The 20,193-nt window shown below is 69.7% G+C and carries 25 protein-coding genes, 4 tRNA genes and 1 pseudogene; 15 read left to right on the plus strand and 15 right to left on the minus strand.

Annotated features, from left to right (window positions below; all coding sequences use genetic code 11):
- Nucleotides 1-24: 24 nt before the first annotated feature.
- The gene (locus ACQEUU_RS00425) at nucleotides 25-507 is read left to right on the plus strand and encodes a LuxR C-terminal-related transcriptional regulator (protein WP_433058656.1); all 483 of its coding nucleotides are present in this window, start codon (nucleotides 25-27) and stop codon (nucleotides 505-507) included.
- A 199-nt stretch (nucleotides 508-706) separates the two neighbouring features.
- Here the strand turns inward: ACQEUU_RS00425 and ACQEUU_RS00430 are convergent, their stop codons facing one another.
- Both ACQEUU_RS00430 and ACQEUU_RS00435 read right to left on the minus strand, forming a co-directional pair.
- Complete coding sequence (locus ACQEUU_RS00430; protein WP_219550557.1) at nucleotides 707-1,102, minus strand: nitroreductase/quinone reductase family protein; 396 nt, start codon at nucleotides 1,100-1,102, stop codon at nucleotides 707-709.
- A 5-nt stretch (nucleotides 1,103-1,107) separates the two neighbouring features.
- The gene (locus ACQEUU_RS00435; protein WP_219550552.1) at nucleotides 1,108-1,854 is read right to left on the minus strand and encodes an SDR family NAD(P)-dependent oxidoreductase; all 747 of its coding nucleotides are present in this window, start codon (nucleotides 1,852-1,854) and stop codon (nucleotides 1,108-1,110) included.
- Between the two features lie 69 nt (nucleotides 1,855-1,923).
- Between ACQEUU_RS00435 and ACQEUU_RS00440 the strand changes: the two genes are divergently transcribed.
- The 3 genes and pseudogenes from ACQEUU_RS00440 to ACQEUU_RS00450 form a co-directional block, all read left to right on the plus strand.
- On the plus strand, nucleotides 1,924-2,766 hold the full coding sequence (locus tag ACQEUU_RS00440) for a LysR family transcriptional regulator (RefSeq protein WP_219550547.1): 843 nt from the start codon (nucleotides 1,924-1,926) through the stop codon (nucleotides 2,764-2,766).
- A gap of 39 nt (nucleotides 2,767-2,805) precedes the next feature.
- Nucleotides 2,806-3,717, plus strand: coding sequence for a hypothetical protein (locus tag ACQEUU_RS00445; protein WP_433058660.1), 912 nt, complete (start codon nucleotides 2,806-2,808; stop codon nucleotides 3,715-3,717).
- Nucleotides 3,669-4,025: pseudogene (locus ACQEUU_RS00450) on the plus strand (tyrosine-type recombinase/integrase); the annotation flags it as partial. The gene ACQEUU_RS00445 and the pseudogene ACQEUU_RS00450, both read left to right, overlap by 49 nt.
- A 170-nt stretch (nucleotides 4,026-4,195) precedes the next feature.
- Here ACQEUU_RS00450 and ACQEUU_RS00455 read toward each other — a convergent pair.
- A tRNA-Lys gene (locus ACQEUU_RS00455) sits at nucleotides 4,196-4,271 on the minus strand.
- Nucleotides 4,272-4,318: 47 nt separating this feature from the next.
- On the minus strand, nucleotides 4,319-5,473 hold the full coding sequence (locus ACQEUU_RS00460; RefSeq protein ID WP_433058663.1) for an acyl-CoA dehydrogenase family protein: 1,155 nt from the start codon (nucleotides 5,471-5,473) through the stop codon (nucleotides 4,319-4,321).
- A 91-nt stretch (nucleotides 5,474-5,564) separates the two neighbouring features.
- Here ACQEUU_RS00460 and ACQEUU_RS00465 point away from each other — a divergent pair, with 91 nt between their 5' ends.
- The gene (locus tag ACQEUU_RS00465; protein WP_433058665.1) at nucleotides 5,565-5,861 is read left to right on the plus strand and encodes a PspC domain-containing protein; all 297 of its coding nucleotides are present in this window, start codon (nucleotides 5,565-5,567) and stop codon (nucleotides 5,859-5,861) included.
- Here the strand turns inward: ACQEUU_RS00465 and ACQEUU_RS00470 are convergent, their stop codons facing one another.
- Both ACQEUU_RS00470 and ACQEUU_RS00475 read right to left on the minus strand, forming a co-directional pair.
- Nucleotides 5,862-7,136 (minus strand): MFS transporter, encoded by a 1,275-nt coding sequence (locus ACQEUU_RS00470; RefSeq protein WP_433058668.1) that lies wholly within the window; start codon nucleotides 7,134-7,136, stop codon nucleotides 5,862-5,864. It abuts the gene before it with no gap.
- A 109-nt stretch (nucleotides 7,137-7,245) separates the two neighbouring features.
- The gene (locus ACQEUU_RS00475; protein WP_433058671.1) at nucleotides 7,246-7,596 is read right to left on the minus strand and encodes a metallopeptidase family protein; all 351 of its coding nucleotides are present in this window, start codon (nucleotides 7,594-7,596) and stop codon (nucleotides 7,246-7,248) included.
- Nucleotides 7,597-7,629: 33 nt separating this feature from the next.
- Between ACQEUU_RS00475 and ACQEUU_RS00480 the strand changes: the two genes are divergently transcribed.
- The 6 genes from ACQEUU_RS00480 to ACQEUU_RS00505 all read left to right on the plus strand — a co-directional run bounded on the left by ACQEUU_RS00480 (nucleotide 7,630) and on the right by ACQEUU_RS00505 (nucleotide 10,287).
- Nucleotides 7,630-9,189, plus strand: coding sequence for a metallophosphoesterase family protein (locus tag ACQEUU_RS00480; protein ID WP_270153052.1), 1,560 nt, complete (start codon nucleotides 7,630-7,632; stop codon nucleotides 9,187-9,189).
- Nucleotides 9,190-9,262: transfer RNA gene (locus ACQEUU_RS00485), tRNA-Glu, on the plus strand.
- Nucleotides 9,263-9,347: 85 nt separating this feature from the next.
- A tRNA-Asp gene (locus ACQEUU_RS00490) sits at nucleotides 9,348-9,422 on the plus strand.
- 5 nt (nucleotides 9,423-9,427) lie between these two features.
- A tRNA-Phe gene (locus ACQEUU_RS00495) sits at nucleotides 9,428-9,501 on the plus strand.
- Nucleotides 9,502-9,634: 133 nt separating this feature from the next.
- Nucleotides 9,635-9,895: a type II toxin-antitoxin system Phd/YefM family antitoxin gene (locus tag ACQEUU_RS00500; protein ID WP_270153012.1), complete on the plus strand. Its 261-nt coding sequence runs from the start codon at nucleotides 9,635-9,637 to the stop codon at nucleotides 9,893-9,895.
- Entirely contained in the window at nucleotides 9,880-10,287 is a 408-nt protein-coding gene (locus ACQEUU_RS00505; protein ID WP_270153011.1) for a PIN domain-containing protein, read from the plus strand. Before ACQEUU_RS00500 ends, ACQEUU_RS00505 begins: the two co-directional genes overlap by 16 nt.
- 89 nt (nucleotides 10,288-10,376) lie before the next feature.
- On the opposite strand, the gene ACQEUU_RS00510 is transcribed toward ACQEUU_RS00505, so the two are convergent.
- Complete coding sequence (locus tag ACQEUU_RS00510) at nucleotides 10,377-11,003, minus strand: hypothetical protein (protein ID WP_270153010.1); 627 nt, start codon at nucleotides 11,001-11,003, stop codon at nucleotides 10,377-10,379.
- A gap of 9 nt (nucleotides 11,004-11,012) precedes the next feature.
- Entirely contained in the window at nucleotides 11,013-11,570 is a 558-nt protein-coding gene (locus tag ACQEUU_RS00515) for a TetR/AcrR family transcriptional regulator (protein ID WP_270153009.1), read from the minus strand.
- Nucleotides 11,571-11,720: 150 nt separating this feature from the next.
- Here ACQEUU_RS00515 and ACQEUU_RS00520 point away from each other — a divergent pair, with 150 nt between their 5' ends.
- Together ACQEUU_RS00520 and ACQEUU_RS00525 are read left to right on the plus strand one after the other, a co-directional pair.
- Nucleotides 11,721-12,227, plus strand: coding sequence for a hypothetical protein (locus ACQEUU_RS00520; RefSeq protein ID WP_270153008.1), 507 nt, complete (start codon nucleotides 11,721-11,723; stop codon nucleotides 12,225-12,227).
- Nucleotides 12,228-12,354: 127 nt separating this feature from the next.
- Nucleotides 12,355-13,563 carry an RNA polymerase sigma factor gene (locus tag ACQEUU_RS00525; protein ID WP_270153007.1) on the plus strand — a complete coding sequence of 403 codons (1,209 nt, stop codon included), beginning with the start codon at nucleotides 12,355-12,357 and terminating at the stop codon, nucleotides 13,561-13,563.
- 18 nt (nucleotides 13,564-13,581) lie between these two features.
- On the opposite strand, the gene ACQEUU_RS00530 is transcribed toward ACQEUU_RS00525, so the two are convergent.
- The 6 genes from ACQEUU_RS00530 to ACQEUU_RS00555 all read right to left on the minus strand — a co-directional run bounded on the left by ACQEUU_RS00530 (nucleotide 13,582) and on the right by ACQEUU_RS00555 (nucleotide 18,121).
- Complete coding sequence (locus ACQEUU_RS00530) at nucleotides 13,582-13,944, minus strand: YciI family protein (protein WP_270153006.1); 363 nt, start codon at nucleotides 13,942-13,944, stop codon at nucleotides 13,582-13,584.
- Between the two features lie 99 nt (nucleotides 13,945-14,043).
- Nucleotides 14,044-14,769 (minus strand): DUF6882 domain-containing protein, encoded by a 726-nt coding sequence (locus ACQEUU_RS00535; protein ID WP_433058679.1) that lies wholly within the window; start codon nucleotides 14,767-14,769, stop codon nucleotides 14,044-14,046.
- 69 nt (nucleotides 14,770-14,838) lie between these two features.
- The gene (locus ACQEUU_RS00540; protein ID WP_433058682.1) at nucleotides 14,839-15,306 is read right to left on the minus strand and encodes a S26 family signal peptidase; all 468 of its coding nucleotides are present in this window, start codon (nucleotides 15,304-15,306) and stop codon (nucleotides 14,839-14,841) included.
- A gap of 155 nt (nucleotides 15,307-15,461) precedes the next feature.
- Nucleotides 15,462-15,668: a hypothetical protein gene (locus tag ACQEUU_RS00545; protein ID WP_148035312.1), complete on the minus strand. Its 207-nt coding sequence runs from the start codon at nucleotides 15,666-15,668 to the stop codon at nucleotides 15,462-15,464.
- A gap of 102 nt (nucleotides 15,669-15,770) precedes the next feature.
- Entirely contained in the window at nucleotides 15,771-17,573 is a 1,803-nt protein-coding gene (locus tag ACQEUU_RS00550) for an ABC transporter ATP-binding protein (protein ID WP_433058685.1), read from the minus strand.
- The gene (locus ACQEUU_RS00555; RefSeq protein WP_270153003.1) at nucleotides 17,570-18,121 is read right to left on the minus strand and encodes a hypothetical protein; all 552 of its coding nucleotides are present in this window, start codon (nucleotides 18,119-18,121) and stop codon (nucleotides 17,570-17,572) included. The genes ACQEUU_RS00550 and ACQEUU_RS00555 overlap by 4 nt, the downstream gene beginning before the upstream one ends.
- A gap of 209 nt (nucleotides 18,122-18,330) precedes the next feature.
- Here ACQEUU_RS00555 and ACQEUU_RS00560 point away from each other — a divergent pair, with 209 nt between their 5' ends.
- Nucleotides 18,331-18,816, plus strand: coding sequence for a DinB family protein (locus ACQEUU_RS00560; RefSeq protein ID WP_270153002.1), 486 nt, complete (start codon nucleotides 18,331-18,333; stop codon nucleotides 18,814-18,816).
- A gap of 103 nt (nucleotides 18,817-18,919) precedes the next feature.
- Here ACQEUU_RS00560 and ACQEUU_RS00565 read toward each other — a convergent pair whose 3' ends face one another.
- Nucleotides 18,920-19,372, minus strand: a complete 453-nt coding sequence (locus ACQEUU_RS00565; RefSeq protein WP_433058689.1) for a flavodoxin family protein — start codon at nucleotides 19,370-19,372, stop codon at nucleotides 18,920-18,922.
- Between the two features lie 111 nt (nucleotides 19,373-19,483).
- Here ACQEUU_RS00565 and ACQEUU_RS00570 point away from each other — a divergent pair, with 111 nt between their 5' ends.
- The gene (locus ACQEUU_RS00570; RefSeq protein WP_433058692.1) at nucleotides 19,484-20,131 is read left to right on the plus strand and encodes an HNH endonuclease family protein; all 648 of its coding nucleotides are present in this window, start codon (nucleotides 19,484-19,486) and stop codon (nucleotides 20,129-20,131) included.
- The last annotated feature ends 62 nt before the right edge of the window (nucleotides 20,132-20,193 follow it).

Raw genomic sequence — 20,193 nt, forward strand, 5'->3', positions numbered from 1 at the left:
GAGGCTTTCGGGCTGCCGGCAGGAGTGCTGAAGAGATCGGCCGGGCGCGGCGCTGTGGCCGCGCCGACGCCTGTCCCCAGCGACCACCCCGAACTCACCCACCGCTTCCACAGGCTGGTCAGGGCCAGCGGCCTTCCCCCGGCGCGGCTGCACGATTCGAGGCGTGGAGCATCGGCCGTCCCGGTCATCGTGCTCACCGCCCGCTCGGGCGAGCGCGACGTCCTGCGCGGCCTGCGCGGCGGGGCCGACGACTATCTGGTCAAGCCGATCGCGTGCGTTTTGGGGCCGTACCAGTCACGCGAGGTGTTGTTGGGTGCAGGATGTGGCGCCCAGGACGGGCCGCCCTCGCCGCCACAGCGCTGTGCTGCCGCCCGCATCCTGTTCATCAGCGAGGCCACGGTCAAGAGCCACGTGCTGCACATCTACGCGAAACTCGGCGTGAACGACCGAGCAGCGGCCGTCGCCGTGGCCTTCCGGCGCGGCCTGCTCACCGTGGAGAGCGACTGACCCGGCTCGCAGGCGGGGAACGGCGTCACAGGCGGGCGAATCAAACGAGGTGAGCGAGACCGTGGCCCCCTGGAAGCGGGCCTTCTCGGTGAAGATGTCGGGCAGGGTCAACCGCTTCACGAGGTAGAGGAGAACCACCGAGGTCGAGTCCCCGGCAGACCCGAGGCGGCGTGGTGGCCGAGGTTGGCGTCGCAGACCGCTACGTTTCGGCCGGGTCGAGGCAGAAGACCGGGTGGTCGGCCGGGTCGGGCAGATCGGTGAAGAAGCTCTGGACCCGCCAGCGATCCAGGTAGGCGGTGATGACGGATGCCCGCTCGTCCCCGGAGAGTTCCACCGCTGCGTACGTGCGCCGTCGCCCCCGTTCCCGGAGGACGCAGCGCCCAGCGGCGCGGAGGTTGCGCACCCAGTGGGCCTGGCCGCGCATGGAGACCAGATAGCGGTGGCCCGCGAGGTCGAGCACGTTGACCGGCACCCGCTGAAGGGTGCCGGTCTTGCGCCGTACGACCTCCAGCGTGGCGGCCGCGCCCAGCCGGCTGAGCAGGGGATTGAGCACGTGTACGGTGAAGCGCCCCGGACGCCGGTACTTTCCCGTCATCGGGCTCACCACGACACCGGACCGGCGTCGTTGAAAAGGCCGCCGGTGGGACCGTCGGGTCCGAGGGTCGCCAGTTTCACGGCGATGGCCGCGCCCTGGGTGGCGGTGCGGTGGACGGGGAGGCCGGTCGGCCTGGTGAGGTCAGTGTCGCAGCCGCCGGGGTCGGCGGCGTTGACCAGGATGCCGTCCTTGCGTAGGGCCTTGGCGTACTGCACGGTCAGGGCGTTGAGCGCGGTCTTGGAGAGTGCGTACGCGGTCGCCACGGGGAGCCGGGCCATCGGCCCGCCGGGGGCGTGGGCGGCCAGCGAGCCGACCGTGCTGGACAGGTTGACGATCCGCGGCGCGGAGGACCGTACGAGCAGGGGCAGCAGGGCGTCGATCACCGTGATCACGCCGAAGACATTGGTGTCGAACACGGCCCGCACCGTGTCCAGGTCGACGGCGCCGGGAGACTGCCCGGTGAGACTCCCGGAGATCCCGGCATTGTTGATCAGGATGTCGAGCCGGCCGAACCGCCGCTCGATCTCGGTGGCGGCGGCCGCGGCGGCGGCCGGGAGGGTGACGTCAAGCGTGATCGGGCGAACGTCGCCGACGGCGGCCCGCAGCGTCGCGGCCGCCTCCCGGCCTCGATCCGGATCCCGGGCCGCGAGCAGGACCGTCATGCCCAGCCCGGCGAGTCGCGCGGCGATCTCGTACCCGATGCCTTTGTTTGCACCGGTGACCAAACTGATCTTCAGGGGTGTGTCTGTCATGGCCAAAGCTCACCACGGGCGGCCGCATAGAACCACGATCGTCTCGGTCGCGAGCGATACCCTGGCGGTATGGACGGGATAGAAGCCCGCGAACTGGCCTATTTCGTGGCCGTTGCCGAGGAGCTGAACTTCACCCGGGCGGCCGAACGCCTCTGCATCGCCCAACCGCCCCTGTCTCGAGCCGTCAAGCAGCTCGAACGCCGCCTCGGGGTCACGCTGCTGGAGCGGAGCAGCAGGAGGGTCGCGCTCACCCCGGCGGGACAGGTGCTGCTCGACGAGGGCAGAAGGGCGCTGGAAGGGCTGTCAGCGGCTGTCCGCCGCACCCGGCGCGCGGGGCGTCAGGAACCCCGGCTCACCCTGGTGATGAAGGCCGTCGGCGACGGCGGCATGCTGCCGGACATCCTGGCCGCGTACGAGAAGGAACCGGACGCGGTGCCGGTGGAGGTGCTGTTCTGCGGCTTCGGCGAGCACGCGGCCCTGCTGCGCGGCGGTTTCGCCGACGTCGGGCTGCTGCACGGCCGGCCGGACCTGACCGGGCTCGACCACGAGGAGCTCCTGGTCGAAGAGCAGATCGTGGTGCTGCGGCTGGGGCACCGGCTGGCCGGACGGGCTGCGGTCACCCTGGCGGACCTGAAGGACGAGGTCATGCCGCGCTGGGCGGGCCTGCCCGGCGACCGCGGCGATGGCCCGGAGGTGCGGGATGCCGGACAGCTGCTGCAGCTGATCGCCCTGGGGCACGCCGTCGCCGTCCTGCCGGAGTCCGCCCGTGCTTACCTGGGCGGCGACGTGGTCGCCGTCCCCGTGCTCGACGTGCCGCCGACCACGATGATGGTCGCCTGGCCGGAGTGGAGCCGTTCCCCGGCCCTGGCCGCCTTCGTCCGCACGGCCACCGAGACAGCCGGCCGGACCTGAGCCGACGACTGGCAGGCCGAACGCTGTGATGGAAAACGTTTGTACCTACGGCTGGGCGGCTTCAAGACCGAAACGGAACTGATCGCCTTCTACGAGAAGGCCGGACGGCTGCTCGACATCCCTGAGGCCGGACCAGAAGGTCACGAGGCGCGTATGGAGATCCTGGCCATGGTAAAAGCGGCGCACAAGAAGCAGGCGTCGCTTCCAGATCACGACGAACTACGCCGAAAGTACACCGGCGGACAGCAACTCAGGACGACACTCTTCGGCGACTTCTTCGAGGCCTGCATGGTTTCGTTCAAACGGCGCGGCCTCCGCGGGACCACCCTGCTGTCTACCCTGGAGAAGGTGTTCGAGCGCATCGACGAGAAGAACGAGGAGATCCTGGCGGCGCAGCAGTCGGACGACCCCGCTGTCCGGGCCTCGGTGCGAGGCATGAGAGTCACCGGGCCTGCGACGAAGGTCCGTATCCGAGCGACCCTGAGCACGGTGTTGAGCGAGGCCGTGCGGCAGGAGGTCATCAGCGTGAACAATGCCAAAGCGATCAAGCTTGACCCGGCGAAGCGGCCCAAGGCCTTGGTCTGGACCGCGCAGCGCGTAGCCGTATTCAACGAGAAGTTCGGCACGAAGCTCGACGACGTTCGGGCCCAGAAGGGCGGTAAGAAGGTCAGCGCCGTACGGATTTGGGAGGCGGCCGAGCTACGGCCATCACCAGTTATGGTGTGGACGCCAGTCCAGCTCGGGAAATTTCTCGATCATGCCTACCAGCACCGGCTGTACGCCCTCTTCCACTTGATCGCGTTCCGGGGCTTGCGCCGAGGTGAGGCATGCGGAGCCAAGTGGGAGTTCCTCGACGTCGCGGAGCGCACCCTCGCTGTGGAGAAGCAGCTCGTACAGATCGGATGGGACTTCGAGGAGGGCGACCCAAGACCGAGGCCAGCGACGGCGTGACGGCCCTGGATACGGGCACGGTGGCGGTGCTGGAGGAGCATCGGGCGCGACAGCACGCCGAGCGCCTGGAGTGGGGCGAGGCGTGGCAGGACACGGGCCGGATCTTCACCCACGAGGACGGCTCGGAGCTGCATCCGGCATGGGTCAGCGAACAGTTCTCGATCCTGGCGTACGAAGCGGGGGTGCCGCCGATCCGGTTGCACGACCTCCGCCACTGCGCCGCGACGTTGGCGTACGCGGCCGGCGCCGACACCAAAATGGTCTCCACGATGCTGCGGCACAGCTCGACCTCGATCACGGAAGACACCTACACGACAGTGCTGCCGGAGCTTGCGCACGAGATGGCCGAAGCACTCGTGGCGATCGTTCCCAGAGAAGCGTCCGGAACTGGCGGTCTCCCCTCGGTCTCCCAAGAGGGCTCAGGCGGCCCTGTGGATTCCAGAACGGAGGCAAAGGCCCAGGTCAGAAGGGGAAAAAGTGGTAGGGCGCCCGGGGCTCGAACCCGGAACCTACGGATTAAAAGTCCGCAGCTCTGCCAATTGAGCTAACGCCCCTAGCGACAGCCAAGCGTACCGAGGTTACCGCCCGCCACGCGACGCCCTTACCGGTATGCCGCCAGCCCCGTCAGCGCCTCGCCCAGCACCAAGGTGTGGATCTCCTGTGTTCCCTCGTACGTGAGCACACTCTCCAGGTTGTTCATGTGCCTGATCACAGGGTACTCCAGCGTGATCCCGTTCCCGCCGAGGATGGATCGGGCCTGCCGGGCAATGTCCAGGGCGGCTCGTACGTTGGCGAGTTTGCCGAAGCTGATCTGCCGGGGTTCGAGGGCGCCGGCGTCCTTCAGGGCGCCGAGGTGCAGCGCGGTCAGTCCGGCCTGGGCCAGTGCGACGTACATCCAGGCCAGCTTCTCCTGGGTCAGCTGGAAGGCGCCGATGGGCTTGCCGAACTGGACGCGGGTCTGGGCGTACTCGACGGCCGCCTCGACGCAGGCCCGGGCGGCGCCCACGGTCCCCCACAGGATGCCGAAGCGCGCCTCGGAGAGGCAGGACAGCGGTCCCTTCAGGCCGCGCACTCCGGGCAGGACGGCCGTTTCGGGCAGTCGCACGTCGTCGAAGTAGAGCGACGACGTGATCGACGCCCTCAGGGACATCTTCTTGTGGATCTCAGGGGCGGAGAAGCCCGGGGTGTCGGTGGGGACGACGAAGCCGCGGACGCCGTCGTCCGTCTGTGCCCACACCACCGCGACGTCCGCGACGGATCCGTTCGTGATCCACATCTTGGATCCGTTGAGCACCCAGTCGGAGCCGTCGCGCTTGGCGTACGTGCGCATGCCCGACGGGTCGGAGCCGTGGTCCGGCTCGGTCAGGCCGAAGCACCCGATCGCCTCACCGGCGGACATCCGGGGCAGCCACTCCGCTTTCTGTTCATCCGAGCCGTACCGCCAGATGGGGAACATGGCCAGCGAGCCCTGCACCGACACGAACGACCGCAGCCCCGAGTCGCCGGCCTCCAGCTCGCGGCAGGCCACCCCGTACGAGGTCGCGTCCGTTCCGGCGCAGCCGTAGCCCTCCAGGTGCATGCCGAGCAGGCCGAGCGAGCCGAGCTCGGGCGCGAGCTCGCGCGCCGGGAACGTGCCCTCCTCGAACCAGTCCGCGACGTGCGGCAGGACGCGGTCGGCGACGAAGGACCGCACGGTGTCACGGATCAGCCTCTGGTCACCGTTGAGCCGATCGTCCAGGCGCAACAGGTCGTCCATGGCGCGCTCCTCTCCTCATTAGGGGGCTACCAGGGTTCTACCAGGGGGAATCCCGATGTGCGAACGGCGGGTCGGGGGGCAGTCTTGAGGCATGAGCGAATACCACAGCAGCAAGAAGTTGCGTCGGACCCACAAGGGCCGGATGATCGCGGGCGTCTGCTCCGGCGTCGGCGAGTTCGTCGGCATCGACCCGAACATCATCCGCATCGGCCTGGCGATCGTCACGCTCTTCGGCGGCCTCGGCATCGGCGTCTACGCCATCGGCTGGCTGCTCCTGCCGGAGGAGGGCAAGGACACCTCGATCGTTCAGGACCTGCTGGCCAAGCAGCAGGAGAAGAGCACGAGCAGCAACCCGTGGAACGAGGACGACCACAAGCCGCGCCAGTGATCAGGCGGTGGCCTGCGCGCTCACTCTGGGGCCGCGGGCAGCGGCCCAGACCATGGCCAGCACGGCGGCGACGGTGAGGCCGGTGACGCCCGAGAGGGCGACGACCGGCTCGGGGCCGAGTCGTTCGGCGGCGTAACCGCCGATCAGGATGGCGATGCCCTGCACCGCCATCAGGCCGGAGTGCACCAGGCCGAACGCCTGCCCGCGCTGCCCGGCGGGCACTCTCTGAACGAACGCCACGTTCGCGGCGAGCTGATAGGCGCCTCCCACGCCGGACAGGAACCAGGCCGCCAGCACCATCTCCAGCGGCGGCCGCAGCGCGGTCACGACCAGCGGCGCGCAGCTCAGCATGGCCAGCCAGCCCATCAGCCGCAGCCGGCCCGGCGGCGAGACGAACCGGCTGAACAGGAACGCCCCCACCACGGTGCCGGCCGGCATGGACGCCATCAGCAGACCCGTGATCACCGGAACGGGCAGGTCGCCCGTGTAGAGGGCGACCGCGTACGGCACGGCGATGCCCTCCGGCAGCACGTAGAAGCCGCAGAGCCAGGCGAACAGCACGAGCGTGCGCAGCTCGCGGTCACCGAAGACGAGTCCGGCTCCGGCTCTGGTCATGGCCCACATGGACGGCTGGTCCCCTGGGTCGCGCGGGGCGGGCCGCCGCCGCACGCCGGCGACCAGGATCAGCGCCGAGGCCAGGAAGGTCGCCGCGTTCAGGGCGAGAGCGCGGTACGGGCCCATGGCGGCGATCATGGCGCCGCCCGCGGCGAAACCGATCATCTGGACGGCCTGGTTCGTCATGTTCTGCAAGGCGGAACCGACCACGTACCGGTCTCCCTGGAGCACCTCCGGCAGCAGAGCGGCGCGCGCGGCCGAGAAGGGCGCGCTGAGCAGCACCACCAGGAACACCAGCGCGCACAGCGCCCAGAACGGGATGAACGGCAGCGCCATCACGCACACCAGCCCGGCGCGCAGCAGATCGCACGCCAGCATCACGCCCCGGCGCGCGAACCGGTCGGCCAGCCCGGCCAGCAACGGCCCGCCGAGGATCGACGGGAGGTAGGTGAGCGCGTAGACGGCGGCGGTGGCCAGCGGCGACCGGGTGCGGTCGTAGACCAGGACGGCCAGCGCCACCTGAGCCAGCTGGTCACCGAGCAGGGACAGGCCTTGCGCGTACCACAGCGCCCTGAACTCCTTGACGGCGATGACCTCGCCGTAGGTGGCCTGGCGCTCGGTGGAGCGCCTGTGCCGCCCCGGCAGCCGTCGCGCACGCATGGCCCCCACTGGACTCCGGTGTGCCTGACTCACAGTGCTGAATATGTCACCTAAGGTGCCCGATCAATCGGCAATGCGCAACCCAAAGGAGCGCCTCACATGCAAAGAGTTACCAGCCCAGCTCGTGCAGGCGGGCGTCGTCGATGCCGAAGTGGTGACCGACTTCGTGGACGACCGTGATCCGTACTTCCTCGATCACTTCGTCCTCGGTCCTGCAGATCTCACAGATCGGATTGCGGTAGATCTCGATCCGGTCGGGCAGAACGCCCGAGTACCAGTCGCCGCGCTCGGTGAGGGGAATGCCGGTGTACAGACCGAGCAGGTGGGGTTCGGGCGGATCGTCCACCACGGTGACGACGATGTTGCTCATCACCTCGGTCAGCTCGGGCGGGATCGTGTCCAGCGCCTCGGACACGAGCTCGTCGAACCTCTCCGGTGAAACCTCGATCACACGTGTCATTCTGCCCCGTGGCTCGGGTATCCAAGAAAGCGTATGAACTTCTCGGACGCATTGAAGAAGGTCATCCGCTCCAGGGTGGTCAAGGCGGCGGCGGTACTCCTGGTGGCCGCGGCCGGCGCCTGGCTGGGCATCTTCCTGAGCGGCACCGTACGCGCCCAGATCGGCCCGGTCGAGACGGGGATGACCGTCCGGCCGTCGTGGTCGGGCGAGACGATCGTGGACGCCAGCCCGCTGGGCACGCTCACGTTCCGCAGCCACGACGCGCCCCTCACCCTGCGCATCACGCTGGAGAACATCGACCAGGAACGCGCCCGCCTCCTCCTGGAGGACCCCAAGCTCACCGACCGGCTGCCGGCCATGATCGAGCGCGATCTGATGGACGGCGTGCGCGAACTCGCGATCCGCTCGCTGCTGTGCGCGGGCGCGGGCGCGCTGATCGCCGTCCTGCTGGTCTTCAGGCGCCCGCTGGTGGCGCTGACGGGCCTGCTGGCGGCCGCGGTGGCGCTGGCGGGCACGGGAATGTTCGCGGTCCGTACGTTCCAGCCGGGCTCGCTCGTCGAACCCCGCTACTCCGGCCTGATCGCCGCCGCCCCCTCCCTGGTGGGCAGCGCGGAGGCCATCGTGTCCAGGTTCGAGTCGTACCGCGCGCAGCTCACCAAGCTGGTGACGAATGTCTCGAAGCTGTACGACGCGGTCTCGACACTCCCGGTGTACGACGCCGACGACCGGTCCATCCGCGTCCTGCACGTCTCCGACATCCACATCAACCCGATCGCCTGGACCGTGATCCGCTCCCTGAAGGACCAGTTCGCCGTCGACCTGATCGTCGACACCGGGGACATCTCCGATCACGGGACGAAGGCGGAGAACAAATTCGTTGAGGAGATCGGCACCCTAGGGGTCCCGTACGTGTTCGTACGGGGCAACCACGACTCCAAGACCACCCAGCGCGCGGTCGCCGGCCAGAAGAACGCCATCGTCCTCGACGACAAGATGCGCAACGTCGCCGGCCTGGACATCTACGGCCTCGGCGACCCCCGGTTCACCCCCGACAAGACCACCGTCGTCCAGCCCGACCCCGCCTCCATGGAGCAGTACGGCCGCGACCACCGGGCCAAGGTCGAGCAGGCCGACCTCGTGGCCGTGCACGACGACATCGTCGCCCGCGGCTTCTCCGGCGCCACTCCGCTCGTGCTCACCGGCCACGCCCACGCCCGCTCCACCGCCATGCTGCCCACCGGCACCCGCGTCATGGTCCAGGGCTCCACAGGCGGCGCCGGCCTGCGCGCCCTCGAACACGAGGCGCCCACCCCCGTCCAGGCATCCGTCCTGTACTTCGACAAAGAGACCAAACGCCTCCAGGCCTGGGACGACATCACCCTCGGCGGCCTTGGCGAGCAGTCGGTGTACGTCCAGCGTCACGTGGAACCCGACCCGGGTCGTACAATTCTCCCAGAGCCAACGAGCGCCCCGACGCCATCGGGATCGATCAGCGGCACGACCACGCCGGCCAACGGAAAGCCGCTTTGGCATGAGGGGCAATCGTCCCCTATGCTTCAGAGGTCTCCGACGGAAGGCGACAGGGAATCCTGAGCCCCCATCGTCTAGCGGCCTAGGACACCGCCCTTTCAAGGCGGCGGCACGGGTTCGAATCCCGTTGGGGGCACAGCGAGCGCCTGGCGCACCGCGAAACGGATGGTCTGAGACCACCGGGGAGCTGGTAAGCTAAGCGAGCGCAAAGCAAGAAGCAAGGTCCTGTAGAGCAGTTTGGAGTGCTCGCCACCCTGTCAAGGTGGAGGTCGCGGGTTCAAGTCCCGTCAGGACCGCTCTAGGTCAGGTAGCTCAGTTGGTACGAGCGTCCGCCTGAAAAGCGGAAGGTCGGCGGTTCGACCCCGCCCCTGACCACCTCATCCGACCAGCAAGAATGCCCCGTAGCGATCATCGCTTCGGGGCGTTTTCGTGTTTACTGATGGCGGAGCCATAGCGGACAGCCTGCTTACAGCCAGCGATCAACGGAGGTATCAGATAGTCTGATTCCATGAAGGCGATGACCGCTACGGAAGCGTCCCGAAACTTCGCGGCCGTCCTTGACGAGGCCGAGCGCGGGGAGACCATCGTGGTGACTCGCGGCGGCAAGCAGATCGCCGTGATCGGCCCCGCGCCGGCCGCGCCGGGCCGTATGGTCAAGGCGTTCCTGTCCAGAAGCGCGGGCACGTTGGACGCCGATTTCGAGGCTGACGTGGCGGCGGCACGTGAAGCGACCGACAACGAGATGAGAGACACGTGGCCCGGCGCCTGATCCTGGACACAGGTGTGCTCATCGCCGCCGAGCGAGGCAAGGCGGCCGTGGACACGGTGATCGGGGACGCCGATGATGTGGCGATCGCGGCGATCACGGTGGCCCAGTTGTTCGTCGGCGTGGAGTTGGCCGATGAGGACCGCCGGCCCGATCGGCAAGCTTTCGTGGATCAGGTCCTCGCGTTGATCCCTGTCGAGGAATACACCACGAATGTCGCCAGGGTCCATGCTCGCCTCATGGCGCACATACGGCGGGCGGGAAAAACACGTGGCGCCTATGATCTGCTGATAGCGGCGACGGCGGCGGCCACCGCGCGGACAGTGATCACGATGGACTCATCTGCCGCATTCGACGACCTGCCGGGCGTCAGCGCTCAGGTCGTTCCCCGATGAACGGCTACGGCAACCCGTACGGCAATGTCCACCAACGTTGAACGCCGACGAGCTTCAGGCGCGGCACACCAACTGTTGTGTGTCGAGGGTTACGCGGTGGTGGGGCGGCCAAGCGGGACGGTTCGGGTTCGCCAGAGGGAGACCGCGAGCCATCCGCATCCGGCGGCCATGAGTACGCCGTGCGCGATTCGCCCTGCCTCGCCGACGAAGAACTGGGGGATGAACAGGGCGAAGCCGATGCCGAAGAGCACTGCGCTGTATCGAGGGAGTACGCCGGAGCGCCAGATCGCGACGGCGGCGGTGAGTGCGCCGGCGCCCAGCAGGATCAGCCCGATGAGGAACGTGGCCGCCGCCGCCGGGTGGTAGCGGATGCTCTCCGTGAGGCCGAGCAGGTCTAACTGCCGGCCTTCGCTCACCTTGAGGGCGATGGTGTTCAGCGCGAAGTTCTCCGCGCCGTAGTAGGGCAGGGTCAGGCCCGCGCCGATCCACATGATGACGGCGGCGATACGGTTGATCGGCAGCAGCGCCAGCGGGACGAGGATGAACCCGATCATCGCAAAGAGGTGGGTCGCCACCCACCAGGGCGAGGACAGCGCGTGCAGGGCGCCGTCGGCTGTGGATTCGTCCGCCCACGGGCGGAGCGCCGGGTAGAGGAAGAACAGCACACCGGCGGCGGTCAGTGCGGCGGCGGCGAGTCGGGTGTGGGTGAGCGGCACGGCGATCTCCTAAAGCGGGGGGAGGGTGGCGAGGAACAGCCGGATCAGGCGCTCGTAGGTTTCGTCGAGGTCGTGTGGCAGGCCGAAGCCACCCGCCGCCTCCAGTGACGCGAAGCCGTGGACGATCACTCTGGCGGCCCGGATCGCGTGGATCGATTCGTTCTCGTCGAGCTGCCAGGGGCGCAGCGCCGCTTGCATGACCTCGAGCATGCGGCGCCCGGAGGCGGCGTACTCCTGCTGGTGCAGCGGGTCGACGGGAACGGCCGCGTAGCGGGCGGGGTGGGCGGTCACGTAGGCGCGGTAGGCCCGCATGAGCGCGGTCACGGCGTCGGTGCCGCTGCGGCCGAGCACGGCGGCCGTGAAACCGTCCGTCATCTCCTCCATCACACGTATGCCGACCAGGGTGCGCAGGTCGGCGATGTTGCTCACGTGCTTGTAGAGAGACGGGGCCGCGACGCCGCAGTGTTCGGCGACGGCGGCGAGGGTCAGCGCTGGAAGGCCGTGCTTGTCGACGAGTTCGATTGCGGCGTCGACGACCCGGCTGCGGGTGAGCCCGGCCCTAGGCATGGGCGGTTTCCCTGCTCCTGTAGCTAGGTTGCATATCTTAAAAGCTATTCCACATAGCTAACAGCTGTCAATCGGTACGCGCCGCGGCCTGATCGTCTGGGTGTCGCCACGGCTCGAAACGGGCTCGGCCGTCCATGGTTGACTGGCGCGGTGATCAAGGCTTCGGGCGCGATGGCGAGCATCAAGCTGGTCCCGGTTCTCATCGTGCTGAGCGCCGTCTTCGCCTCCGGCTGCGGGCTGCTCGGCGTGGTGGCCGGCGGGCGGTCGTGTCATGAACGGGCGGACTATGAGAACGACCTCGTCCGGGAGGCGTTGCGTCCCGCTCTCTCCGAGGGCGACCTGGTCGCGACCATGGAGGACTGGAATGACTGCGACTCCTCCACATTCGGGGCGCACGTCAAGGTCCACATCGAGGATGTGACGCCGAAGGAGGTCGTGGCCGCCTTCGGCAAAGCGGGGTGGAGCAGCGAACCGGCCTCCGAACGCACACGGGACTGCACGGTGCGGTGTGAGGCGTACGACCTGACCAAGAGGTTCGGGGAGCGGGTCGTCGAGGTGTTGGTGGAGGGCGACCGCGAGGCGAGACTCATCGCTTCGGCGGCGGATCACTGCTGGGATGCCGACGGCTACGCATGCCCTGGTGGGACGAGCCGGTGAGAGGGGCTGGACCCGACGCCTGATTCCAGACCGGCGCCGGCGGAGCGAACGTCAGGGACCAGGGGCTCCCTCCCGGGCAGGGCCGCCGGGTGCGGGGGCGTGTCGCACACGCGGGGACACTGGTGCGATGGGCGACGTGGCGGAAGTGTTAGATCGGATCTGGCGGGCGGACGCGGCCGGCATGCTCGGCGCGCTCACCCGGCGGCTCGGCGACTTCGACCGGGCCGAGGAGGCGTTGTCGGACGCGCTGGCCGAGGCGCTCAGGCGCTGGCCCGTCGAGGGCGTGCCCGATAGCCCCACCGGTTGGCTGGTCACCACGGGCTGGCGCAAGGCGCTGGACCGGCTGCGCCGAGACGCCGTCGGCCGCGAGAAGTTGGCGCGGGTGGCCGCCGAAGCGCCGCCGGAGCCGGGCGTGGACGATCGGCTGGCCATGGTGTTCGGGTGTTGCCATCCGGATCTTCCCGAGCCGGCCCGGGTGGCGCTGACGTTGTACGCGGCCGCCGGGCTGAGCACGGCCGAGATCGCCGCCGCGTTCCTGGTGCCGCTGCCGACGATGGCGCAGCGGCTCTCCCGGGCCAAGCGCCAGTTGCGGGAACGCGGGGTCCGGTTCGAGGTGCCGCGGCCGCAGGAGTACGCCGACCGGCTGCCGGCCGTGCTCGCGGTGATCTATCTCGTCTTCAACGAGGGTTATCTGTCCAGTGGCCGGTCCGTTCAGCGGCGCGAGCTGGCCCGTGAGGGGGTGGAGCTGGCGGGCCGGCTCGCCGGGCTGCTGCCCCATGAGCCGGAGGCCGCGGGGCTGGCGGCGTTGCTGGAGCTGCATCACGCCCGCGTCGGCGCGCGGTTCGACTCCTGGGGCCGCATCGTGCTGCTCGAACGGCAGGATCGGCGGATGTGGGACAGGGCGGCGATCGGACGGGCGGCGCTGCGGCTGCGGGCGGCGGTGCGCCGTGGCCGGCCGGGACCGTACCAGGTGCGGGCCGGCATCGCCGCGTTGCACGCCCTGGCCGGCTCGTACGAGGCCACCGACTGGGCGGGCGTGCGGGCGCTGTACGACCGGCTGTACGTGTTGGACCCGTCGCCGGTGGTGCTGCTGAACCGGGCGGTGGCCACGCGGTTCGCGGTGGGGCCGGCTCCTGCGTTGGACGAGGTCGAGGCGCTCGGTGACCGGCTCGCCGGTTATCACCTGTGGCACGCGGCCCGGGCCGATCTGCTGGCGGCGCTCGGCCGTCCGTCGGAGGCGCTGACGGCGGCGGAGCGGGCGCTGGAGCTGGCGGCGAACCCGGCCGAACGGGAGCTGATGTCGCGCCGGGTGGCTGAGCTGAGGCGCCGGCTGTGAGACCGGCGCCCGGCGTCACTACTGGTCGCGGCTCATCACGGGGCGGACCTCCACCGCGCTCATCCCGGCGGCGAGCGGCCAGGTGGCGGCGATCCGCCCGGCCTCGTCGAGGTGGTCGCACTCCAGCATGACGACCGCGCCGATAACCTCCTTGAGTTCGAGGTACGGCCCGTCAATGATCATCGGCCGGCCGTCCGCGCCGGCGCGGACCGTCTTCGCCGTGTCCCGGGGCCGCAGCTCGGCGCCGCCGTCGACGATCTTGCCGGTCGGCTGCCAACGCTCGTACCACTCGTGGATCTGGCTCATCAGGTCCTGCTCCTCGGCCGGGGACAGCGCGTCCCACTCGCGGTCGTCGCCGAAGATCAGCATCGCGTACTTCATCGTTGCTCCTCGTGGTCGGAAGGGCTGTGTCGTGCAGGTGACGAACGGCCGGCACCGATCCTCGACAGGTTCCACCGGATTTTTCACTGGAGCGCCGCTTCAGGGGGTCGGTCCGTCGGGTGAGGACAGGCCGGCCTTGATGGCGGTGACGCGGCCGTACGCGTCGAGGTCCACGACCGCTTCGAATCCCGGCCCGGTGAGCCGGCCCTCGCGGTCGTCGAACTCCGCGCCGAGGCCGCGACCGGCGGCGTAGGCGCGCAGCGCGCGCCGGTGGTCGGTCAGCAACAGGTCGGCGAGCGCCTGCTCGATGACGCGGATCACCCGGACCGGCTCGGGCGCGGGCAGGTGGAAGTCGGGGTGCTCCACGAGGAACGCGGCCCGGGTCCCGCCGCCGGCTTCCCCGTTGTACGAGGTCCAGTGCCCGGTCACCGTCTTGGCCGCCTCCGTGAGCAGCCCGGCGACCACGTGCGGCGCTGACGGGGAGCCGGGCAGCGAGGCGAACGGCACCTCCGCGGAGGCCAGTTCCGGGATGTCGTGCTGACGCCCGAAGTCGCGTACCCGTTCCGAGGCGGACACCACGGCCTCCGGGAAGCCCGACGGGTTCGCCCACGCCCACAACCACGAAGCCGGTCCGGGGGCGGCGGTGCCGAGCAGGTGGAAGGCGGTACAGGTGATCGACCGGTCGCCGGTGAACTCGAAGAGCGGCTGCTTCAGGTTCACGTGCCAGGAGTGCTCGGCGAGAACTTCTTCGAGGTGCAGCTGGTGCTCCAGGGAGAGCAGGGCGGCGTCGTCGAGGAGGTTCGCGAAGGTGAGGGAGTTGCGCACCTCCCGCAGAATAGAGACTGCCTTACGGTTTCGCCTGATTTCCTGCGCGCCCGCCGGATGGGGACCGCGTTACGGGTTGGCCTGATCTCTTGCGGGTTCGTCCTTGACCGGGTCCGAGGCGCCGAGGGCGCGCACGACGACGCCGACGAGCTGCTCCTGGGTGACCAGGCCGTAGTCCCGCGAGTCGCGGCTGGCGTCGGGGTTGTCCCCCAGGATCGCCATCCGGCCGGGAGGGACGCGTTCGTGCGCCGGCGCCGGGACGTGATCCGGTACGGGATCCCCCGGTACGGCGGCCAACCGTTTGATCACGTAGCCGGTGGTGTGGCGCGGCCCCGCCGCCATCCGGGCGTCCGGCACGACCACGACGATGTCGCCCACGCTCAGGCGCGACAGGGGCGCGCGGCGTACGAGGAGACGGTCGCCGGGACGCAGGGTGGGCGTCATGCTGTAGCCCGCGACGGTGGCCAGCACGAACCTGCGCCGCAGCACCGCGGCGAGGGCCGCCACGCCGGCGCCTGCCAGGAGCACTGCGATCACGGCCTGCACGGAAGGCGCCTTACTCTTCGGTGGAACTCATCGGCGGGTCGCACGATGAGGGTGGGAGCGTCATCGACCGCCGCCAGGCGGCCGGGTCCGTGACACGGAAGCGGCCACCGGCTCCGGCCGGCGGCCACTCGCGTCTTACGGGTGAGCTAGCAGCTGTACTTGGCCCCTCTCACGTTGCACGGCCCGCAGGTCGTCTGGCTGCTGTCGCAGCCGCGGTCGCACCACCGGGAAATGGAATAGACACCGCTGCAGTAGCAGAATTCCTTCCAGGTCGTGCAGGCGGCCTGGGCGGTGACCTTGGGCACGAAGGCGGACAGCATCCGGTCGCCCAGCGTGTTGAAGAGTCGCAGCATGCTTACTCCCTTGTGAGGTGACGGGCCGCTCGTCGGATACCGGTAGGCATCGCTCGATTTTGACCCGTTTTGACCTACAGTAAAGATCTATTCAGGTCGCGGTCAATCCCGATATCCGGCGGCTTGGAGGGAGAACAGCTCGGCGTAGAGCCCTCCCGCCTCGACCAGTTCGTCGTGCCGCCCGGCCTGGGCCACGGTGCCGCCGTCGAGCACCAGGATCAGGTCGGCGTCCCGGATCGTGCCGAGCCGGTGCGACACCAGCAGGCTGGTGCCGCCGGCGCGAAGCCGCCGGAAGCCCTGGTGGATCTCGTGTTCGGCCTCGGCGTCGAGGCGTGCGCTCGGCTCGTCGAGGATGAGCAGGTCACGACCGCCGCGCAGGAAGCTGCGGGCGATGGCGACCCGTTGCCACTGGCCACCGGAGAGCGTGGTGCCCGGGGTGTTCCCGTTGAGTTCGTCGCCGGCGAAGTAGATGCGGCTGAGCAGCGTGTCGTACCCGTGCGGGAGCCTGTCGAGGATGTCGTGGACGCCCGCGTCCCGGGCGGCGGTCTCGACGCGTGACCGGTCCGCCAGGGCTTCCACGTCCCCGATGCCGATGTTCTCGGCGGCTGACATCTCGTACGAGACGAAGTCCTGGAAGACGCCCGCGATCCGGGCGCGCAGCTGCGCCGGGTCGAGGTCGCGCAGGTCGACGCCGTCCCAGAGGATCTGGCCGCGGTCGGGATCGTAGAAGCGGCACAGGAGTTTGATGATCGTGCTCTTGCCGGCGCCGTTGTACCCGGCGAGAGCGACCGACCGGCCTTTCGGGATGGTCACGGTGACGCCGCGCAGCACCCACGGGAGGTCCTCCCGGTAGCGGAACCAGACGTCGCGCAGTTCGATGCCGTGCCGCAACGGCTCCACCGGAAGGGGGCGGGCCGCCACCGGCAGGTCGGGCTCCGCCTCCACGACGGCGAGGTAGTGGCCGAACATCAGCAGCTGGGTGTGCGCCCCGGCCAGGTCGCGCACGATGCCGAGCAGCGCCGCCTGGACCGCGGCGACGGCGGCGACCAGCATGGACACGTCACCGATGGAGACCGCCCCGGCGGCGGCGGCGTTGACCACCCAGACCAGGCAGCCTCCCGCGACCGCGGTCGAGAGCGCGGTGAGCAGCGCCTCCGTGCCCAGGGCGCGCCGGTCCATGGCCCGCTCCACCCGGTTGGCGCTGCGGCGTTCGCCGAGCATCCGTCGCCGGAGGAAGGAGCCGACGCCGAACAGCCGCACCTCGGTGGCCGCCTCCACGTCGGAGAGCAGCTGGCCGTAGAACAGCTCGCGCCGTTCCAGCGGTCCCACGGTGTTCATGGCCTCGGCCCGCCGGCGGGCGAGCGCGAACTCGGCGCCGACGGCGGGCAGCGCGCCGGCCAGGACGACCACCGCCAGCACCGGGCTGACGGTGACCAGGGAGATGACGAACCCGGCGGTCACCAGGACCTGCTGGAGCAGGTTCAGGCTCACGGCCACGATCTCGGCCGGTCCGGACCCGCCGGCGTGGCGGGCGAAGCGCAGCCGGTCCGCGAACTGCGGGTCCTCGAACCGTCCCAGGCCGACCAGCCTGTTGACCGCGGCGTAGAGCCGGTCGAGGGCGGCGAGTGCGACGATCCGTCCCTGTTCGGCCCGCAGGTAGCGCAGCACCTGCGCGAGCAGCGCCGTCAGGATGCCCGCGGCGACCAGGCCGGTGATCGGCCACGTCAGGTCTCCGGGTCCGTCCGGGGCGCTCAACCGGTCGAAAACGATCTTCGTCAGCCACGCGACGGCGAGGGGCGCGCCCGCGCCCAGCACGGTCAGCACGAGCTGGGCGACGGTCGTACGCGCCGAGGACCGCCAGGCCAGCCGCCACGCGGCGAGGGCGACCCGCCTGCCGGTCGTCACAGGGCCACGGAGTCGGGCAGGACGTCGACCCGGAACCCGGTCACCTGGAGGACGCCGTCCTGGCCCATGAGGCAGAAGGCGGGGTATCCGCGCAGGGCGAACGCCGTGGACATCGCGCCGTCGACGTCCGGCTCGATGACGATCCGCGCGACCTCGCCCAGCTCCTCGCGCAGCCCGGCGAGCTCCTCGGGTGTGCCCAGCAGCACGGCGATCACCTGGTCGGGGCCGCCCGGCAGGCCGGAGGCGTACCGGATGAAGGCCGGCTTCTCCTCCTCACAGGTGGGGCAGCGCGGCGAGAAGAAGGCCACGAGCATCCCCGGCCGGAGATCCTCGCGGGTCAGCGTCCGGTCGTCGACCGTGACGGCGCTGAACTCGCCGACGCGGGAGCCGGCGGGCAGGGTGATCTCTTCCTGTCCGGGGTGCTGTCCGCCTCCTCGATTGAGCAGCTCGGTGTGCTCGCGAAGGCGCCGGATCACCGCGATGGTGAGCACGAGGTTGAGCAGGCAGATGACGAAGACGATCGCTAATGCGGCCCACAAGACTGACACGGCGTAAATCCTCAGTGTTGATCCTTTTAGGAGCGGCCAGGATAGTACAGCTCTAGTCACGCGAAGCGGGTCATGGTTATCGTCAAGGCATGCTCTACGTACTTCATGACAAAGAGGACGTTTAGCTTCACAAGCGGCCGCGCGAGAAATGTCGGAGGCGGTCGTTAGCCTTCGGTGCGGCGGGTTGGCCGGAGAAGGGCTGTGGGCCGGTGAGCGACAGCGAGAAGGACGCCCTGCTGACGTTCCTGGAGGCGCAGCGCGCCGCCGTGCTGGCGATCCTCGACGGTCTCGACGACGACGCCCTGACGACCGCCGTCCTGCCCTCGGGATGGACCCCGCTGGGGCTCGTCGAGCATCTGGGTCACGCGGAGCGCCACTGGTTCCAGGAGGTCGCCCTGGGTTCCGCCGAGCCCCTGCCCTGGCCGGCCGACGACCACGAGCCGCTCACGACCCCGCGCCCGCCGTCGGTGGTCCTGGCCTTCTACCGCGCCCAGTGCGCGCGGTCCGACGCCGTCCTCGCCGCCCTGCCGCTGTCGGCGCGGCCCCGGGGACGCCATCCCCATCCGCCGGGAGACAAGATCTCCGACTTACGGCAGATCGCGCTGCACATGATCGAGGAGACCGCCCGTCATGCCGGGCACCTCGACGTCGTACGCGAGCTGATCGACGGGAAGACCGGGCTCGCACCCCGCTAGCGATCGGTCGCCGCCGGGTGGTCGGCGTGCGCCCCGGCCGGCCAGAGTGCGGACGACGACGCCCCCGCACGTTCCACTCGTCGGCGTGCCAGTGGCGAACCGCTCATGCGCTGATCGTCGCGGCGACGGTGGCGCCGAGTTCCCAGCAGGACTCCAGGTCGTCCTTGCCGGGCGGGCCCGTCACCGTGGCCGGCGGGCGGACCCGCTCCCAGCCGAGCCCGGTGGCGATGGACTCCACCGCGCGGACGGCTCCCGTGGTGTCGTTGTTGCCGTGGACGTAGAGGGCGTACGGCAGGCGCCGGGTCTCCTCCAGGCAGGGGTAGTAGATCGTGTCGAAGAAGTGCTTGAGTGCGCCGCTCATGTAGCCGATGTTGGCCGGGGTGCCCAGGATGATCGCGTCGGCCTCGAACACGTCGACGGCGGTGGCGGCCAGCGCCGGGCGGGTGACCACGTCGACGCCCTCGATCCCGTCGGCGGCGGCGCCGCGCCGGACCTCCTCGAAGAGTTCGCGCAGCGTGGGCGAGGTGGTGTGGTGCACGATCAGCAGGCGCGACACAGTGCCGATCCTCTCACGCCCCCGTCCGCGCGGGGTTCCGGGACCTGTCGCGACGGCCAGAAGCCGCGAATAGGGCGAATATCGCCGCCATGATCGGGGATGCCGCTGGGCATGGGCAAAACCATGATCTCCCTGCGGCGGTCGGCACACATCGCCGCGCTCACCCTTGTGGCTCTCCCGGCCACCGTCGTCCTGACTACCCCTCAGGCGGCGGCCGAATCCTCCAAACAGGCCGCGGCCCGGCGCGCGCTGGCTCAGCTCAAGGTGGCCAGGCCGCTGTCCATCCGGGGCTACAGCCGGGAGAAGTTCCGGCCGCACTGGGCCGACCGCAAGGGGCGGTGCAGCACACGGGAGCTGGCGCTGGCGCGAGACGGGCGGGGCGTGCGCAGGAACGCGGCCTGCCATCCGGTCAAGGGTCACTGGTACAGCCCGTACGACGGCAAGAGGCTGAAGAGCGAGAGGCACGTGGACGTCGACCATCTGGTGCCGCTCGCGTACGCCTGGCGCTCGGGCGCCAAACGGTGGAGCCCGGCCAAGCGGCGCGCGTTCGCCAACGACCTGATCCGGCCGGAGCTGCTCACGGTCAGCCACTCCGCCAACATCGCCAAGGGCGGCCAGGGGCCGCAGAGCTGGCGGCCGCAGCGCCGCGCCTACTGGTGCGAGTACGCGACGTCGTGGATCACCGTGAAGCGTCACTATGGGCTGTTCGTGACCCGCGGGGAGAAGGTGGCGCTGCTCAACATGCTGCGGAGGTGCTGAGGCGGCCTTGACATGTAGCCTTTTGGCTGCCTATTTTCAGACAAGCAGCCGAACGGCTGCAT

It is taken from the genome of Nonomuraea sp. CA-218870 (assembly GCF_050936535.1).
GTDB classification, from domain to species: Bacteria; Actinomycetota; Actinomycetes; order Streptosporangiales; family Streptosporangiaceae; genus Nonomuraea; species Nonomuraea corallina.

Excerpts from the sequence above, each read along its gene's own strand:
- ACQEUU_RS00530 (WP_270153006.1), bottom strand. The coding sequence starts at position 13,944 with ATGAAGTACGCGATGCTGATCTTCGGCGACGACCGCGAGTGGGACGCG.
- ACQEUU_RS00470 (WP_433058668.1), bottom strand. The coding sequence starts at position 7,136 with ATGCGTGCGCGACGGCTGCCGGGGCGGCACAGGCGCTCCACCGAGCGC.
- ACQEUU_RS00460 (WP_433058663.1), bottom strand. The coding sequence starts at position 5,473 with ATGGACGACCTGTTGCGCCTGGACGATCGGCTCAACGGTGACCAGAGG.
- ACQEUU_RS00515 (WP_270153009.1), bottom strand. The coding sequence starts at position 11,570 with ATGCCTAGGGCCGGGCTCACCCGCAGCCGGGTCGTCGACGCCGCAATC.
- ACQEUU_RS00435 (WP_219550552.1), bottom strand. The coding sequence starts at position 1,854 with ATGACAGACACACCCCTGAAGATCAGTTTGGTCACCGGTGCAAACAAA.
- ACQEUU_RS00570 (WP_433058692.1), top strand. The coding sequence starts at position 19,484 with ATGGGCAAAACCATGATCTCCCTGCGGCGGTCGGCACACATCGCCGCG.
- ACQEUU_RS00525 (WP_270153007.1), top strand. The coding sequence starts at position 12,355 with ATGGGCGACGTGGCGGAAGTGTTAGATCGGATCTGGCGGGCGGACGCG.
- ACQEUU_RS00475 (WP_433058671.1), bottom strand. The coding sequence starts at position 7,596 with ATGACACGTGTGATCGAGGTTTCACCGGAGAGGTTCGACGAGCTCGTG.
- ACQEUU_RS00440 (WP_219550547.1), top strand. The coding sequence starts at position 1,924 with ATGGACGGGATAGAAGCCCGCGAACTGGCCTATTTCGTGGCCGTTGCC.
- ACQEUU_RS00500 (WP_270153012.1), top strand. The coding sequence starts at position 9,635 with ATGAAGGCGATGACCGCTACGGAAGCGTCCCGAAACTTCGCGGCCGTC.
- ACQEUU_RS00480 (WP_270153052.1), top strand. The coding sequence starts at position 7,630 with ATGAACTTCTCGGACGCATTGAAGAAGGTCATCCGCTCCAGGGTGGTC.
- ACQEUU_RS00545 (WP_148035312.1), bottom strand. The coding sequence starts at position 15,668 with ATGCTGCGACTCTTCAACACGCTGGGCGACCGGATGCTGTCCGCCTTC.
- ACQEUU_RS00430 (WP_219550557.1), bottom strand. The coding sequence starts at position 1,102 with ATGACGGGAAAGTACCGGCGTCCGGGGCGCTTCACCGTACACGTGCTC.
- ACQEUU_RS00465 (WP_433058665.1), top strand. The coding sequence starts at position 5,565 with ATGAGCGAATACCACAGCAGCAAGAAGTTGCGTCGGACCCACAAGGGC.